The following is a 15,217-nucleotide window of genomic DNA, read 5'->3' on the forward strand; positions in this document are numbered from 1 at the left end:
TCCCGCAACGTCATCGGCAGCTTCCGGACACACGGCCATTTTTCGGGTGTTTCAGAGGTCAACAGAAGCTCACTCCCCTTTAGTACGTGATTAGCCGCCCGGAGTGCTCCATGCCAGATTACCGCTCGAAAACATCCACCCACGGCCGCAACATGGCCGGCGCCCGCGCACTGTGGCGCGCCACCGGCATGAAAGATGACGACTTCAAGAAGCCGATCATTGCCATCGCCAACTCGTTCACCCAGTTCGTCCCGGGGCATGTGCACCTGAAGGACCTGGGTCAACTGGTCGCCCGCGAAATCGAACGCGCCGGTGGCGTGGCCAAGGAATTCAACACCATCGCCGTCGATGACGGCATCGCCATGGGCCACGACGGCATGCTGTATTCGCTGCCGAGTCGCGAGATCATCGCCGACTCCGTCGAGTACATGGTCAATGCCCACTGCGCCGACGCTATCGTGTGCATTTCCAACTGCGACAAGATCACCCCGGGCATGCTGATGGCCGCGTTGCGCCTGAACATTCCGGTGATCTTCGTTTCCGGCGGTCCGATGGAAGCGGGCAAGACCAAACTCGCCTCCCACGGCCTCGACCTCGTCGACGCCATGGTGATCGCCGCCGACTCCAGCGCTTCTGACGAGAAAGTCGCCGAGTACGAGCGTAGCGCCTGCCCGACCTGCGGTTCGTGCTCCGGCATGTTCACCGCCAACTCGATGAACTGCCTGACTGAAGCACTGGGTCTGGCCTTGCCGGGCAACGGCTCCACTCTGGCCACTCACAGCGACCGCGAGCAGCTGTTCCTGCAGGCCGGTCGCACCATCGTCGAGCTGTGCAAGCGTTACTACGGCGAGAACGATGACTCCGTGCTGCCGCGCAACATCGCCAACTTCAAGGCGTTCGAGAACGCGATGATGCTCGACATCGCCATGGGCGGTTCGACCAACACCATCCTGCACTTGCTCGCAGCTGCCCAGGAAGCCGAGATCGATTTCGACCTGCGCGACATCGACCGTCTCTCGCGCAGCGTGCCGCAGCTGTGCAAAGTCGCGCCGAACATCCAGAAGTACCACATGGAAGACGTGCACCGCGCCGGCGGCATTTTCAGCATCCTCGGTTCGCTGGCCCGTGGCGGCCTGCTGCACACCGACCTGCCGACCGTGCACAGCCGCAGCATGGAAGAAGCCATCGCCAAGTGGGACATTACCCAGACCAGCGACGAAGCCGTGCATCACTTCTTCAAGGCAGGTCCTGCGGGCATTCCGACCCAGACCGCGTTCAGCCAGTCGACCCGCTGGGAAACCCTCGACGACGACCGTGAAAACGGCTGCATCCGCAGCTTCGAGCACGCCTATTCGAAAGAAGGCGGCCTCGCCGTGCTGTACGGCAACATCGCGCAGGACGGTTGCGTGGTGAAAACCGCCGGGGTCGATGAGTCGATCCACGTCTTCGAAGGCAACGCGAAAATTTTCGAAAGTCAGGACAGCGCCGTGCGCGGCATCCTCGCTGACGAAGTGAAGGAAGGCGACATCGTCATCATTCGCTACGAAGGCCCGAAAGGCGGCCCGGGCATGCAGGAAATGCTCTACCCGACGTCCTACCTGAAATCCAAAGGTCTGGGCAAAGCCTGTGCGCTGCTCACCGACGGGCGTTTCTCCGGCGGTACTTCCGGCCTGTCAATCGGTCACGCTTCGCCAGAGGCTGCGGCCGGCGGCGCGATTGGTCTGGTGCAGGATGGCGACAAGGTGCTGATCGACATTCCGAACCGCTCGATCAACCTGTTGGTCAGCGACGAAGAACTGGCGGCACGCCGCGCCGAGCAGGACAAGAAAGGCTGGAAACCGGTCGAGGTGCGTCCACGCAAAGTGACCACCGCGCTCAAGGCCTACGCCCTGCTGGCGACCAGTGCCGACAAGGGCGCGGTGCGCAACAAAGCGATGCTCGACGGGCTGTAACCGTCAAATCGCCGATGCAAAAATGCCCCGCCATGTGCGGGGCTGATCGTTCCCACGCTCTGCGTGGGAATGTCTCAAGGGACGCTCCGCGTCCAGTGACGCAGAGCGTCACGGGCTGCATTCCCACGCAGAGCGTGGGAACGATCCAAAACAAGATCAAAAGATCGCAGCCTTCGGCAGCTCCTACATGCGATCGTGGCTTACTGGATGTCTTCCGGTTTGACGATCACCCAGTTCTTGTCCGCCGTCACCGGCAAGCCTTCCTTGGCCTGCGCCGCCGCGTGCCTGGCCATCATGCCGTTGATTTGCGTCATGTACTTGTCCTTGCGGTTGATCCACAAGTGAATGCCGCCCTTGGCCACGTCGACATCATGGAACAGCATGTAACCGTCGCTCGTCGGGGTATCGCCGCCGACCAGCACCGGTTTTTTCCATTCATCGATATAGGTCAGGATCGCTGCGTGCTTGCCGGCCATCCACGTTGCCGGGGTCCACAGGTACGGCGTCAGCTCCAGGCCGAGGTTGGCCTTCTCGTCATATTTGCCGGCAGTGATCTGTTTGCGCGCAGTGGTCAGCTCGCCGGTCTTCTGATCCTTGAGCAGCAGTGAAACGCCAATGACGTTCTGCGGTTTGACGTTGTAGCCGTACTTGGGATCCGCCGCGACCATGCGTACCAGTTCCTCTGAAGCGGCGGTCATCACGTAGACCTCGATACCGTTCTCCATCAGCTTGTTGTACAGCTCCTGCTGGCCAGTGAAGATCTTCGGCGGATTGACATCGAGCTTCTTCACCACATCGCCTTCGTAATACGTCGCGGGCACCGGTTTGCCCGAAGCCATCAACTCGTCAACGTAGCCCTTGAGTTCCTTGAGGGTGAAGCCAGAGAACACCTGCGCCACCCACGGGTAGCAGACCATGTCGTCGACTTCGCAGAGCCGGTAGTAATAACTGAACAGGCTTTCCTTGTGCTCGGCGGTGTCCTTGAACGGCATCAGTTTCAGCGAGGGGTCGAGCTTGTCGCGGGTAATAAGGCCCTTGTTTTCCATGAACGGCAGCAAGGATTCTTCGAGGTCGTAGCGGTAACTGGTGTTGTCCATGTCGAACACCGCGTAATTACCCTTGTTGGCGTTGGCAGCGATCATCGCGTCCAGCGCCTTGGCCTGATCCGCCGGCCAGTGCTTGAGGTCCGTGGCGAATGCATGGCCGGCGAGGCCAGCCGCCAGTGCTACAGCCAACAACGTGCGTGCAATTCTCATAGCGCTACTCCCCGATGCAAAGAGTTCGACGCTAACAAATCAGTGTGACAACCCTCGCCTGTCAGCGACCGCTGACGTCCCCTGCGCGTCAGTTGCATTGCCGACAGCGACACGCGCTTATTCCAAAAACGACGGTTACCCAGCCATTTTGGTATTAAATCATTGCAAATCAAGCTGTTAGGCTTGCCGGTTCGCAGCAGCCCCGGATGGCTGTTGGCACAGTCTTTACTGGAGTTCTCATGAATCTACCGCTGATTCTCAACCTGCTGGTGTTCCTCGCCCTGCTCTTCGGTCTGGCGCAGACCCGCCACACCACCTGGAGCCTGGCGAAAAAAGTCCTGCTCGCACTGGTCCTCGGCGTGGCGTTCGGCGTCGCGCTGCACACGATTTACGGTGCCGGCAACCCGGTGCTGAAAGCCTCGATCGGCTGGTTCGATCTGGTCGGCAACGGTTACGTACAGTTGCTGCAGATGATCGTGATCCCGCTGGTGTTCGCCTCGATCCTCAGCGCCGTGGCCCGCCTGCACAATGCCTCGTCGCTGGGCAAGATCAGTTTCCTGACCATCGGCACGCTGCTGTTTACCACCGCCATCGCAGCGCTGATCGGCATCGGCCTGACCAACCTGTTCGGCCTCAGCGCTGAAGGTCTGATCGCCGGCACTCAGGAAATGGCGCGCCTGCAAACCATTCAGAACGACTACGCCGGCAAGGTCGCCGACCTCAATGTGCCGCAACTGCTGCTGTCGTTCATTCCGCAGAACCCGTTTGCCGACCTGGCCCGGGCCAAGCCGACCTCGATCATCAGTGTGGTGATCTTCGCCGCGTTCCTCGGGGTTGCCGCGCTGCAACTGCTCAAGGACGACGTCGAGAAAGGTCAGAAAGTGATCAACGCCATCGACACCCTGCAAGCCTGGGTGATGCGTCTGGTGCGTCTGGTGATGAAGCTGACCCCGTACGGTGTGCTGGCGCTGATGACCAAAGTGGTCGCCGGTTCCAACCTGCAGGACATCATCAAGCTGGGCAGTTTCGTCGTGGTCTCGTATATCGGCCTGGGCCTGATGTTCGTCGTGCACGGCGTGCTGGTGTCGGCCGCCGGGATCAACCCGCTGCGCTTCTTCCGCAAGATTTGGCCGGTGCTGACCTTCGCCTTCACCAGCCGCTCCAGCGCGGCAACCATTCCGCTGAGCATCGAAGCGCAGACCCGTCGTCTGGGCATTCCGTCGTCAGTCGCCAGTTTCGCTGCCTCGTTCGGTGCGACCATCGGCCAGAACGGTTGCGCAGGCCTGTACCCGGCGATGTTGGCGGTGATGGTCGCGCCAACTGTCGGCATCAACCCGCTCGATCCACTGTGGATCGCGACGCTGGTGGCGATTGTCACGTTGAGTTCGGCCGGCGTGGCCGGAGTTGGCGGCGGCGCAACGTTCGCCGCACTGATCGTGCTGCCGGCGATGGGCTTGCCGGTGTCACTGGTGGCGTTGCTGATTTCGGTCGAGCCGCTGATCGATATGGGTCGCACGGCGTTGAACGTGAGTGGCTCGATTACCGCAGGGGCGATTACCAGTCAGGTCATGCAGCAGACTGATAAAGCGTTGCTGGATGCCGATGAACACGCAGAGTTGGCCCAGGCTTAAGCTTCTCAGCGACTGAGCGGGCCTCTTCGCGAGCAGGCTCGCTCCCACACTGAAATGCGTTCCCCTGTGGGAGCGAGCCTGCTCGCGAAGCTGTTAGGCTTTCTCCCAAACCTCAAAGCTATATGCAGGTTTATCGCCCTCTGCCGGATTCGGTACATCCGACACCAGCTTCCATTCGCTCAGATCAAACTCCGGAAACCACGCATCCCCTTCCGGGCTCAGCGCTACGCGGGTCAGGTACAGACGATCGGCCTGCGCCAGCCCTTGCCCATACAACTGCGCGCCACCAATCAGCATCAGTTCATCAACGCCCTGGGCTTTCGCCCATTCCTCGGCGCGGGCCACTGCGGCTTCCAGCGACGGATAGACCTCGGCGCCTTCGAGCTGCAGATCAGGCTGACGGCTGACCACGATGTTCAAGCGCCCCGGCAACGGCCGGCCGAGCGAGTCCCAGGTCTTTCGGCCCATGATGATCGGCTTGCCGAGCGTGGTCGCCTTGAAGTATTTGAAGTCCCCCGGCAGGTGCCAGGGCATGCTGTTGTCGACGCCGATCACGCGGTTTTCACCGAGGGCTGCGATCAGGCTGAGGGGCAGTGATTTAGTCATGCCGGCGAGGATACCAGAGCCGCGCTTACCCCGATAAGCGCCACAGCGGTTATGCTCAGCGCTCGATTTAGCGACGGGACGCCGCGTGACTGAACTGACTCCACTGCAAAACCTCTGGCTCACCGAAACCATCCGCCTGCGCGAAGAACACGCGGGGCCGCTGGATGATCTGGAAGCCAATCGTCTGGCCCGCGCCGCTGGCGGCGATCTGCCGAGCCGCATTGCGCGCCGGGCGCTATGGCTGGCCGAGCGCGACGGGCTCACCGCCGCGCTCAAGCACTGGCTGCAAGGCGCGCGTCTGGCGCTGCTGCTGTTGATGATTTTCGCCGTGCTCAGCGGCGCCGGTCTGGCATTCGCCGCACTTGGCCAGACGCCGGTAAATGTGTTCTGGGCGCTGGGCAGTCTGCTCGGGATCAATATGATTTTGCTGCTGAGCTGGGCGCTGGGCTTGATTTTCGCTGGCGAACACGGCGCCACCCTCGGGCGCTTGTGGCTGTGGCTCAGCGAAAAATTCGCCCGCGATGCCAAAGCCGCGCAACTGGCGCCGGCCCTGCTGTTGCTGCTGCAACGCAAGAAACTCAACCGCTGGGCGCTCGGCGTGTTGGTCAATGGCCTGTGGCTGCTGGCGATGCTCAGCGCGTTGATTCTGCTGCTGACGCTGATGGCCACGCGGCGCTATGGCTTTGTCTGGGAAACCACGATCCTCGGCGCCGACACCTTTATCCATGTCACCCAGGCCCTTGGCTATCTGCCGTCGCTGCTCGGCTTCAATGTGCCGACCGAGGAAATGATCCGCGCCAGCGGCGACGGCGCACTGGATATTGAAAGCGCACGACAAGCCTGGGCAACCTGGCTGGTCGGTGTGCTGGTGGTCTACGGCGTGCTGCCGCGCCTGCTGCTCGCGCTGTTCTGCCTGTGGCGCTGGAACCGCGGCAAAGCCGCGCTGCGCCTGGATCTGAACCTGCCCGGCTACGCGCAACTGCGCGAACGGTTGATGCCGACCAGCGAGCGCCTTGGTGTCAACGACCCGGAGCCGGCGCAACTGCATCGCGTCGAAAGCAACATCGGCGAACGCGCCAGCGAAGGCGCGCTGCTGGTGGCGATCGAGTTGGACGAACAGCGTCCGTGGCCACCCGCGCTGCCGAAAAACGTCAGCAACGCGGGCATCCTCGACAGTCGCGAATCGCGGCACAAACTGCTCGAGCAACTCAGTCGCTTCCCGCCAGCGCGGCTGGCCATCGCCTGTGATCCGCGACGTTCGCCGGATCGCGGCAGCCTCGCGCTGATCGCCGAACTCGCGCGCAACGCCGGCGCCACTCGCATCTGGCTGCTGCAAGCGCCACCCGGCGAAGCGCTGGACGGGCAACGTCTGGGTGACTGGCACGCGGCGCTGCAACAGCTGGAACTGCCATTCGCCGATTGCGCGCCGATGAACTGGCTGGAGAGCGGACATGACTGATGCACGCAAGGCCCCGCTGAAACTGGCAGTGGTTGGCCACACCAACGTCGGCAAGACCTCGCTGCTGCGCACGCTGACCCGTGACGTCGGCTTCGGCGAAGTCTCGCACCGGCCGAGCACCACCCGGCATGTCGAAGGCGCGCGGTTGTCGGTGGATGGCGAGCCGTTGCTCGATCTGTACGACACGCCGGGGCTGGAAGATGCGATCGCCCTGCTGGATTTTCTCGAGCGTCTGGAACGCCCCGGCGAACGCCTCGACGGCCCGGCACGACTGGCGCGGTTTCTCGACGGCAGCGAGGCGCGCCAGCGTTTCGAACAGGAAGCCAAGGTACTGCGACAACTGCTGGCCTCCGATGCCGGTCTGTATGTGATCGACGCCCGCGAACCGGTGCTGGCCAAGTACCGCGACGAGCTGGAAGTGCTCGCCAGTTGCGGCAAACCGCTGCTGCCGGTGCTGAATTTCGTCAGCAGCGCCAACCATCGCGAACCCGATTGGCGTGAAGCGCTGGCGCGGTTGGGGCTGCATGCGTTGGTACGTTTCGACAGCGTCGCGCCGCCCGAGGATGGCGAGCGGCGCTTGTACGAGAGCCTCGCCCTGCTATTGGAAAACGCCCGGCCGCAACTGGAGCGGTTGATCGCCGACCAGCAGGCGCAGCGCCTCGCCCGTCAGCAAAGCGCCGCGCGCTTGATTGCCGAATTGCTGATCGACTGCGCTGCGTGCCGACGCAGTGTGGTCAGCGAAGCCGAGCAGGAACAGCAGGCGATCAGCGAACTGCGCAAAGCCGTACGTCAGCGTGAGCAGAAGTGCGTTGAGGCGCTGCTCAAGCTCTACGCGTTTCGCCCGCAGGACGCGGCGGCCAGTGACTTGCCGTTGCTCGACGGGCGCTGGGGCGATGATCTGTTCAACCCGGAAACCCTGAAGCAACTCGGCGTGCGCGTCGGCGGCGGCATTGCTGCCGGTGCAGCGGCCGGGGCTGGGGTGGATTTGCTGGTCGGCGGGATTACCCTTGGCGCGGCGGCACTGGCCGGCGCGATTGCCGGTGGCGCACTGCAAACCGCGCGCAGTTATGGCAGTCGCCTGCTCGGCAAGATCAAAGGCCAGCGGGAATTGACAGTGGATGACGCCGTGCTGCGCCTGTTGGCGTTGCGCCAGCGCCAGTTGCTGCTGGCCCTGGATCAGCGCGGGCATGCGGCGATGGACAGCATTCAGGTGGCCACGCCTCTGGACAAGACCTGGCGCGAAGGCAAGTTGCCGGAAGCGCTGAACAAGGCGCGCGCGCATCCGCAGTGGTCGTCGCTCAATCCGCAGGCGAAGTTGAATCAGGCGGAAAGGCAGGAGCAGGTTGAGGCGTTGGTTGATCGGGTGCTTGAGCTTTAGATCGCTACCCCCTCACCCCAGCCCTCTCCCGGAGGGAGAGGGGGCCGACTGTGTTGCTCTTGGGTCATACACCGACCTGAGATATCCAGTCGAACTCAGGTTTGAAAAGCATGGAGATCAGCTCCCCTCTCCCTCCGGGAGAGGGCTGGGGTGAGGGCTGCAATCACTCAGCCGACAACAATTTCTCAGCCTTGCGCTTTAACACACTCAGATCCACCAGCGGCACCGCAACCTCCTTCGCCAACTCATCCCAACACCGCATGCGCAGACTCAGCGCACACAACGGATCAGCCTCGAACGCATCCGCCTCAGCCGCGCTCATTACCCCGCCCTGATATTCCAGCGTCCTGCGACTCGCCTCACTCAACCGCGCGTAATAGCCCGGCTCGCGTAACGTCAGATAGCGCTTGGCCTGGACGTGATATTCCACCAGTCGCGCCAGCCGTTCGCTGAAACCTGCCTCACGCAGATAATCGGCCCCGAGCCGCTCATGGCTGACCACGCCATAACCGCCCATGTTTTCCGCGCCCTCGGCACACAAATGGCCGATGTCATGAAAGAACGCCGCCAGCACCACTTCATCGTCACAACCTTCGGCCATAGCCAGTTCTGCGGCCTGGGACATGTGCTCGAGCTGCGACACCGGTTCGCCGATGTAATCGCTGGCGCCGAAGCGTTCATACAGGCCGAACACCCGGGCGATCACCTGTTCGTGATTCATGCCTCCTCCAGTAATTGCGCGATATTGCGTTCGGCCAGCGCCGGGCCGACGCTCATGCCGACGCCGGTGTGCATCAGCGCCACGCTCAGGCCCGGTGCCGGACGCAGGAATGAAAACGGGCCCGGCCCACGAGCACCATAGACGCCCTGCCAGCGTTCGACCACTTGCACCTGACAGCCCAGCGTCTGCTCGGCGAGTTCGAGCATCCAGTTGTCGACCTGCTCGGCGTTGAACGGCGACGCATCGCTGCCGTAATGATGCGAATCGCCGATGATCAACTCGCCATACGGCGTCGGACTGATCAGCAAGTGAATGCCGTTAGCGTGCAGGTGCGGTTGTTCACGGAGGATCTGCGCCTGCACCGCTGCGGCTTCCGGCAGATCGGCGAAAGCGCCGTAGTGCACGCAGCTCAGGCCGGTGAGCACGGCGTGTTGCAGATTGAGACCGGCCTGCGGTCTGGCGCGGAGCATTTGCAAACGACAGATCTGCGGATTGAGCGCGGCAATCGGCTCGGCCAGCAGGGTCTGATAATCGTGGCCGGAGCAGACGATGATCTGCTTGCCGGTAAAACTGCCGGCGGTGCTGTGCAGACGCCCCGGCTCGACGTCGCGCACCAGCGTGGAAAAGTGAAACTCGACGCCCAGATCTCGGCGCAAATAATCGATCAGCGCCGGAATCGCTTCGCGCGAGTACAACTGCTGATCATCGATACCGTGCAGCGCGGCGCGGTGATGGCTGAACTGGCCGCCATAGAGATCACGCAACGCCGCGCCGCGCAGCAAATCGACGTTGTAGCCATGCTCGATCGCGCGGCCGGTGCAGAAGGCTTCGAGCAGGTGTTCTTCCGCCTCACTGCGGGCGAACAGGTATGAGCCGTTGCGCTTGATCTGCAGGCCGGCAAGTTGCGCCCAGTCGCCCCAGATTTCGCGGCTGGCCCTGGCCAGGTCGAGCATGGTGCCGGGCGGCTGACCGGTGACCAGTGCCTGGCCGAAATTGCGCACCGAAGCGCCGAGGGGCGTGGCGGTGCGTTCGAATACCGCGACTTTCAGGCCGCGTTTGGCGGCGGCATAGGCGTGGGACAGACCGAGGATGCCAGCGCCGATGATGAGCAGGTCTTTGGGTTGTGTCATGTAGAGGTGCTCTGAATGAGAAACCGCTTTCGCGAGCAGGCTCGCTCCCACAGGGGACAGCATTGCAACTGTGGGAGCGAGCCTGCTCGCGAAGGGGCCTTGTCAGTCGATAAAGATCTTACTTGGCGACAACTTTCTCGGACTTGCCGTCATACCGCTTGCGCCATTCAGCCAGGATCTCGTCGCGATTCTTTGAGGCCCAGGCAAAGTCGTTCTTGATCAGGCGCTGCTCATAATCGGCTGGCAATTCGGTCTGCGGCTTGGCAATCCCCGGCTGCGCGAGCACGGCGAAGTTCTCTTTGTACAGATCCATCGCCTCGGCGCTGGCGGAGAAATCAGCGAGTTTCTTCGCCGCTTCTTCATGCGGTGTGCCTTTGATCACCGCTGTCGCTTCGATCTCCCAGCCCAGGCCTTCCTTCGGCAGGATGATGTCCAGTGGCGCACCCTGGCGTTTCAACTGTACCGCTGGATATTCAAAGGAAATCCCGATCGGAAACTCCCCCGCCGCCGCCAGTTTGCATGGCTTGGAACCGGAGTGAACGTACTGGCCGATGTTCTGGTGCAAGCCGTCCATATACGCCCAGCCTTGCTTCTCGCCGAAGGTTTGCAGCCAGGCGCTGACGTCGAGGAAACCGGTGCCGGACGACGCCGGATTGGGCATGACGATCTTGCCCTTGTACTCAGGCTTGGTCAGGTCCTGCCAACTGACCGGTTTGCTCAGCCCCTGCTTCTCGGCTTCGACGGTGTTGAAGCAAATGGTCGCGGCCCACACATCCATGCCTACCCAGGCTGGCGGGTTGGCGGCGTCGCGGTAATTCGCGCCGATCTTGCCCAGATCCTTCGGTGCATAGCTTTGCAGCATGCCTTGCTGATCGAGAATCGCCAGGCTCGACGCGGCCAGGCCCCACACCGCGTCAGCCTGCGGACGAGCCTTTTCGGCGAGCAGTTTGGCGGTGATGATTCCGGTGGAATCGCGCACCCATTTTATCTCGACGTCCGGGTTGGCCTTTTCAAAGGCCTCCTTGTAGGACTTCAGTTGTTCGGCTTCGAGGGCGGTGTACACCGTCAACTCGGTTTTTGCCGCGAAGGCATTCAGGCTGAAAGTCGCGAGCACAGCAGCGGCCAGGGCCATAGGCTTGAACATGAGCGTTTTCCTGTAGATGAGTTGAACGGAGTTGCAATCAGTGACCGGGCGCGGTTTGCCGCCAGGCCTGGGAACGGCGCAGCAAGCCGCGCGAAGCCCACGCCAGCAGCAAGGACACGCCGGCCGAGGTGAACAGAATCAGGGTCGACATCGCCGCCGCGCCGCCAACGTTGCCGGCGTCGTCCATGTTCAGCACCGCCACCGCCGCGAGGATGGTGTCGGGGCTGTAAAGGAAGATCGCGGCGGAAACCGTGGTCATTGCCGAGACGAACAGGTAGCGCACGATGTCCAGCAGCGCCGGCAAGCAGATCGGCACAGTCACGCGCAGGTAATGCCGGTACAGCGGCGCCTTCAGCGACAGCGCCGCAGCCTCGAACTCACCATCGAGCTGGCGCAGCGCGGTGGTCGCGGTCATTTGTGCGGTGGTCAGGTAGTGCGCAATGGTGCAGACGATCAGCAGCGTCATCGTCCCGTACAGCACGTGCAGCGGATTGCCGCTGAGGTTGAAGAAGAAGACGTAACCCAGGCCCAGCACCAGCCCCGGCACCGCCATCGGCACGAAGCTGAGCATGCGCAAAGCCAGGTTCAGCCCGCGCTGAGTGCGGGTTTTCTCCATCAGATAGGCGCCAGTGAAAATCAGCACGCTGCCAATCAGCGCCGTGCCCAGCGCCATCTTCAGACTGTTGCCGTAGGCGAGCCAGCCACCGCCGGCGGTCTCGTTGAACTGATAGTGGTTGAGCGACAGCGACAGGTTGTACGGCCAGAACTTCACCAGCGACGAAAACACCGCCATGCCGAACACCAGAATCAACGCCGCGCTGATCAGCAAAACAATGGCCAGATAGCAGCCGTCGCGCAGCTTGCACGGTAGCGGTTTGAACACCTGCGCGCGCCCGCTCATCGAGTCACCATGGCGGCGACGCAACCAGGCATCGACACCGAAACTGAACAGCGCCGGCAGCAACAGCACCATGCCGATCAACGCGCCGCGACCGAATTGCTGCTGACCGACCACGGCTTTGTAGGCCTCCAGCGCCAGCACTTGATAGTCGCCACCGACCACCACCGGCACACCAAAATCGGTAATGGTCAGGGTGAACACCAGACAGAACGCGGCGAACACCGCCTGGCGGGTCGCCGGCCAGGTAATGCTGCGAAACGCCTTGGCCGGACTGGCGCCCATGCTCGATGCGGCATCGAACAGCCGCGCATCGGCCAGCGACAATGCCGAGAGCAAAATCATCAGCGCATGGGGGAAGGTGTAGATCACCTCGCCCAGCACAATGCCCCAGAACCCATAGATATTGTCCGAGAGCAGCCCACGCAGCATGCCCTGGTTGCCGAACAGATAGACCAGCGCAATGCCCGGCAGCATCGACGGCGCCATCAGCGGCAGCAGGGAAATCCCGCGCCAGATGCCTTTGCCCGGAATCAGCGTGCGTTGCAGCGCGTAGGCAAACAGGTAGGCCAGCGGTACGACAATGGCCGCAACGCTGAGGGACACTTTCAGGCTGTTGCCGAGCAACCAATGGAAATTGGCACTGGTCACCAACTCTTTCGCCGCGAGCCAGCCACCGCCCTGCCCGGCGTCATTGCTGAAGCCGCGCCAGAAGATCGCCAACAACGGCAGCAGCACCGCGAGGCCGAGCAACACCAGCAGAACGACTTTGCCGCCGACCACGAACAGGCGATCGCCGATCTCGGCTTTCGAGGACTGTCGCACCTGCTTGTGCGGTAGCGGCAGCGCGAGGTTGCTGTTCATCAGGCGAACACCTGCAAACTGCGCGGCGGCAAGGCGACCATGATCTGCTGGGCGCCGAGGCGCGGCATGGCTTCTGGCGCGAGCTCGGCGAGCAGCGCATGGCCCGGCAGTTGATCGAGTTCGAAGCTCATCCGGCAGCGGTTGCCAAGGAAAGTGATTTCGCGAACCTTGGCCGGGAACAGGTTCTCTTCGTGCACCAGCGGGTTGACGTTGATCGCCTCCGGGCGGCAGAACAGTCGACCCGAAGCGCCGTGCACGCTGCCCTCGGCCAAGCGCAGATTCATCCCGCCAACCTTGGCGTGACTGTCGCTGCTGCGCTGAAACGGCAGCCAGTTGCCCTGGCCGACAAACTCGGCCACGAACGGCGTGGCCGGGCGGTTGTAGATTTCCTGCGGGGTGGCGTACTGCTCGACGCGGCCGTTATTCATGACCGCGATGCGATCGGCCATCAGCATCGCTTCGTCCTGATTGTGCGTGACCATCAGCGTGGTGATGCCGAGATTGCGTTGCAGCTGACGCAGCTCGGTGCACAGATGCTCGCGCACCCGCGCGTCGAGGGCCGACATCGGTTCGTCGAGCAACAGCAGCGACGGCGCCGGCGCCAATGCGCGAGCGAGCGCTACTCGCTGTTGCTGACCGCCGGACAATTGGCCTGGATACTTTTTCTCACTGCCGCTGAGGCCGACCAGTTCCAGCATCTGACCGACACGCCGGCGCACTTCATCGCGACCGCTGCCGGCGAGGCCGTAGGCAATGTTCGCCTCGACCGTCAGATTGGGAAACAACGCGTAGGACTGGAACAGAATCCCGTAATCCCGCGCTTGCGGGGCAAGATGCGAGACATCGCGATCGCCCAGATACAGCTCGCCGCTGTCCTGCTGCTCCAGCCCGGCGATGCAGCGCAACAACGTGGTCTTGCCACAGCCCGACGGGCCGAGCAGACACACCAGTTCGCCGGCGGCGACATCAAGGGAGACGTTATCCAGCGCAGTGAACGCACCGAAACGCTTGTGCACGCCGCGCACTTTCATCGGCGCGCCGGGGTTGGTCAGGGCAGTTGCGATGGCAGGATTCATGGACGGACCTCAGCAAACGGATGAGGCCAATCCTAGAGTTGTAATGCGTCCGTCATGTGGCAGCGAGGCAAAAACGGCTGATAGTGGTATTCGGGGATTTTGGTTCAGATTGTGTTTTGCCTGGGCTGACGCCTTCGCGAGCAGGCTCGCTCCCACAGGGGATCGTGTTCACAACCCAAATCCAATGTGGGAGCGAGCCTGCTCGCGAAGAGGCCTTCTCAGACATTGAAGGTCTCATGCCGGAGACATCTCTTGTGCCAAGCCGAGGAACGCCGCCGGCAGACGCGCACCCTTGCGGTCTTTGAGGCAATACAGATACTCCGGAATCTGCGGCGCATTCTCGATGGTCAGCACGCGCAATTGCGGATCATGCGGCACTTCCTGCCGGGCAATGATGCTGATGCCGATATTGCGCAGCACCGCCTCGCGAATCGACTCGCGGCTGCCGATCTCCAGCAACGGCCCGAAACTGACCCCGGCGCTGGCCAGCAACTCTTCGGTCAAGCGCCGCGTGGTCGAACCCGGCTCGCGCATCAACAACGTATGCCCGGCCAGCGCGTTCAGCGTCACATGTTCCTGCGCGGCCAACGGATGGTTGCGATGCACCGCCAGCACCAGCGGATCGGTGCCGAGTACCCGGCGAATCAACCGCGCATCGTCGAGCAGCTGTGACGACGCCGCGACATCCACGCGGTAATCCTCCAGCGCTTCGAGCACTTGCTGCGAATTGCCGATCTCCACCGACACTTCCACCTGCGGCAAACGCTCGCGGAAGGTCTTCACCAGATCAAGGATGTAATAGGGCGCCGTCGCGGCAATGCGCAGCGTGCCCTGCACTTGCCCGCTGTTGCGCAGAAAGAACTCGATGTCCGCCTCTTGCTGCAACAGGGTCTTGACCATCGGCAGCAGCCGCGCGCCTTCGTCACTGACGCTTAAACGGCGCCCGCCTCGGTAGAACAACTCCACCGAATACTGACTTTCCAGATTGCGGATCTGCGTGGTCACGGTCGGTTGGCTGAGGCCGAGTTTTTTCGCCGCCAGCGTAATGCTGCCCAAGCGGGCGACCATGTAAAACGCTTTCAGCTCGGCACTCAGCACAACC

The 15,217-nt window shown here is 62.4% G+C and carries 12 protein-coding genes; 4 read left to right on the plus strand and 8 right to left on the minus strand.

Annotation, left to right across the window (positions count from 1 at the left end):
* Positions 1-110: 110 nt before the first annotated feature.
* Complete coding sequence (gene ilvD, locus ACZ9BE_RS22895; RefSeq protein ID WP_024014684.1) at positions 111-1,952, plus strand: dihydroxy-acid dehydratase; 1,842 nt, start codon at positions 111-113, stop codon at positions 1,950-1,952.
* Between the two features lie 200 nt (positions 1,953-2,152).
* Here ilvD and ACZ9BE_RS22900 read toward each other — a convergent pair whose 3' ends face one another.
* Entirely contained in the window at positions 2,153-3,208 is a 1,056-nt protein-coding gene (locus ACZ9BE_RS22900; protein WP_236167728.1) for an HAD family hydrolase, read from the minus strand.
* A 239-nt stretch (positions 3,209-3,447) separates the two neighbouring features.
* Here ACZ9BE_RS22900 and ACZ9BE_RS22905 point away from each other — a divergent pair, with 239 nt between their 5' ends.
* Positions 3,448-4,839 carry an L-cystine transporter gene (locus tag ACZ9BE_RS22905; protein ID WP_150636952.1) on the plus strand — a complete coding sequence of 464 codons (1,392 nt, stop codon included), beginning with the start codon at positions 3,448-3,450 and terminating at the stop codon, positions 4,837-4,839.
* Positions 4,840-4,932: 93 nt separating this feature from the next.
* Here ACZ9BE_RS22905 and ACZ9BE_RS22910 read toward each other — a convergent pair whose 3' ends face one another.
* Positions 4,933-5,445 (minus strand): dihydrofolate reductase, encoded by a 513-nt coding sequence (locus tag ACZ9BE_RS22910; RefSeq protein ID WP_476249973.1) that lies wholly within the window; start codon positions 5,443-5,445, stop codon positions 4,933-4,935.
* A gap of 85 nt (positions 5,446-5,530) precedes the next feature.
* Here ACZ9BE_RS22910 and ACZ9BE_RS22915 point away from each other — a divergent pair, with 85 nt between their 5' ends.
* Both ACZ9BE_RS22915 and ACZ9BE_RS22920 read left to right on the plus strand, forming a co-directional pair.
* Complete coding sequence (locus ACZ9BE_RS22915; protein WP_476249974.1) at positions 5,531-6,904, plus strand: DUF2868 domain-containing protein; 1,374 nt, start codon at positions 5,531-5,533, stop codon at positions 6,902-6,904.
* Complete coding sequence (locus tag ACZ9BE_RS22920) at positions 6,897-8,282, plus strand: GTPase/DUF3482 domain-containing protein (RefSeq protein WP_095181316.1); 1,386 nt, start codon at positions 6,897-6,899, stop codon at positions 8,280-8,282. Before ACZ9BE_RS22915 ends, ACZ9BE_RS22920 begins: the two co-directional genes overlap by 8 nt.
* A gap of 163 nt (positions 8,283-8,445) precedes the next feature.
* Here ACZ9BE_RS22920 and ACZ9BE_RS22925 read toward each other — a convergent pair whose 3' ends face one another.
* From ACZ9BE_RS22925 to ACZ9BE_RS22950, 6 genes are all read right to left on the minus strand, one after another.
* Positions 8,446-9,003 carry a phosphonate degradation HD-domain oxygenase gene (locus ACZ9BE_RS22925; RefSeq protein ID WP_150742968.1) on the minus strand — a complete coding sequence of 186 codons (558 nt, stop codon included), beginning with the start codon at positions 9,001-9,003 and terminating at the stop codon, positions 8,446-8,448.
* A complete protein-coding gene (locus ACZ9BE_RS22930; protein ID WP_476249975.1) occupies positions 9,000-10,133 on the minus strand; it encodes a TIGR03364 family FAD-dependent oxidoreductase in 1,134 nt (377 codons plus the stop codon). Before ACZ9BE_RS22930 ends, ACZ9BE_RS22925 begins: the two co-directional genes overlap by 4 nt.
* A 118-nt stretch (positions 10,134-10,251) precedes the next feature.
* A complete protein-coding gene (locus ACZ9BE_RS22935; RefSeq protein WP_042606530.1) occupies positions 10,252-11,277 on the minus strand; it encodes a putative 2-aminoethylphosphonate ABC transporter substrate-binding protein in 1,026 nt (341 codons plus the stop codon).
* Positions 11,278-11,314: 37 nt separating this feature from the next.
* Positions 11,315-13,039 carry a putative 2-aminoethylphosphonate ABC transporter permease subunit gene (locus ACZ9BE_RS22940; protein WP_476249976.1) on the minus strand — a complete coding sequence of 575 codons (1,725 nt, stop codon included), beginning with the start codon at positions 13,037-13,039 and terminating at the stop codon, positions 11,315-11,317.
* Positions 13,039-14,115: a putative 2-aminoethylphosphonate ABC transporter ATP-binding protein gene (locus ACZ9BE_RS22945; protein ID WP_110599954.1), complete on the minus strand. Its 1,077-nt coding sequence runs from the start codon at positions 14,113-14,115 to the stop codon at positions 13,039-13,041. Before ACZ9BE_RS22945 ends, ACZ9BE_RS22940 begins: the two co-directional genes overlap by 1 nt.
* A 234-nt stretch (positions 14,116-14,349) precedes the next feature.
* Positions 14,350-15,213: a LysR family transcriptional regulator gene (locus tag ACZ9BE_RS22950; RefSeq protein WP_476250150.1), complete on the minus strand. Its 864-nt coding sequence runs from the start codon at positions 15,211-15,213 to the stop codon at positions 14,350-14,352.
* Positions 15,214-15,217: the final 4 nt, after the last annotated feature.

The organism is Pseudomonas sp. TE9122, assembly GCF_056278925.1.

Bases quoted from the DNA above. Each gene is read 5' to 3' on its own strand.
- ilvD (WP_024014684.1), top strand. From the start codon at position 111: ATGCCAGATTACCGCTCGAAAACATCCACCCACGGCCGCAACATGGCC.
- ACZ9BE_RS22900 (WP_236167728.1), bottom strand. From the start codon at position 3,208: ATGAGAATTGCACGCACGTTGTTGGCTGTAGCACTGGCGGCTGGCCTC.
- ACZ9BE_RS22905 (WP_150636952.1), top strand. From the start codon at position 3,448: ATGAATCTACCGCTGATTCTCAACCTGCTGGTGTTCCTCGCCCTGCTC.
- ACZ9BE_RS22910 (WP_476249973.1), bottom strand. From the start codon at position 5,445: ATGACTAAATCACTGCCCCTCAGCCTGATCGCAGCCCTCGGTGAAAAC.
- ACZ9BE_RS22920 (WP_095181316.1), top strand. From the start codon at position 6,897: ATGACTGATGCACGCAAGGCCCCGCTGAAACTGGCAGTGGTTGGCCAC.
- ACZ9BE_RS22925 (WP_150742968.1), bottom strand. From the start codon at position 9,003: ATGAATCACGAACAGGTGATCGCCCGGGTGTTCGGCCTGTATGAACGC.
- ACZ9BE_RS22930 (WP_476249975.1), bottom strand. From the start codon at position 10,133: ATGACACAACCCAAAGACCTGCTCATCATCGGCGCTGGCATCCTCGGT.
- ACZ9BE_RS22935 (WP_042606530.1), bottom strand. From the start codon at position 11,277: ATGTTCAAGCCTATGGCCCTGGCCGCTGCTGTGCTCGCGACTTTCAGC.
- ACZ9BE_RS22940 (WP_476249976.1), bottom strand. From the start codon at position 13,039: ATGAACAGCAACCTCGCGCTGCCGCTACCGCACAAGCAGGTGCGACAG.
- ACZ9BE_RS22945 (WP_110599954.1), bottom strand. From the start codon at position 14,115: ATGAATCCTGCCATCGCAACTGCCCTGACCAACCCCGGCGCGCCGATG.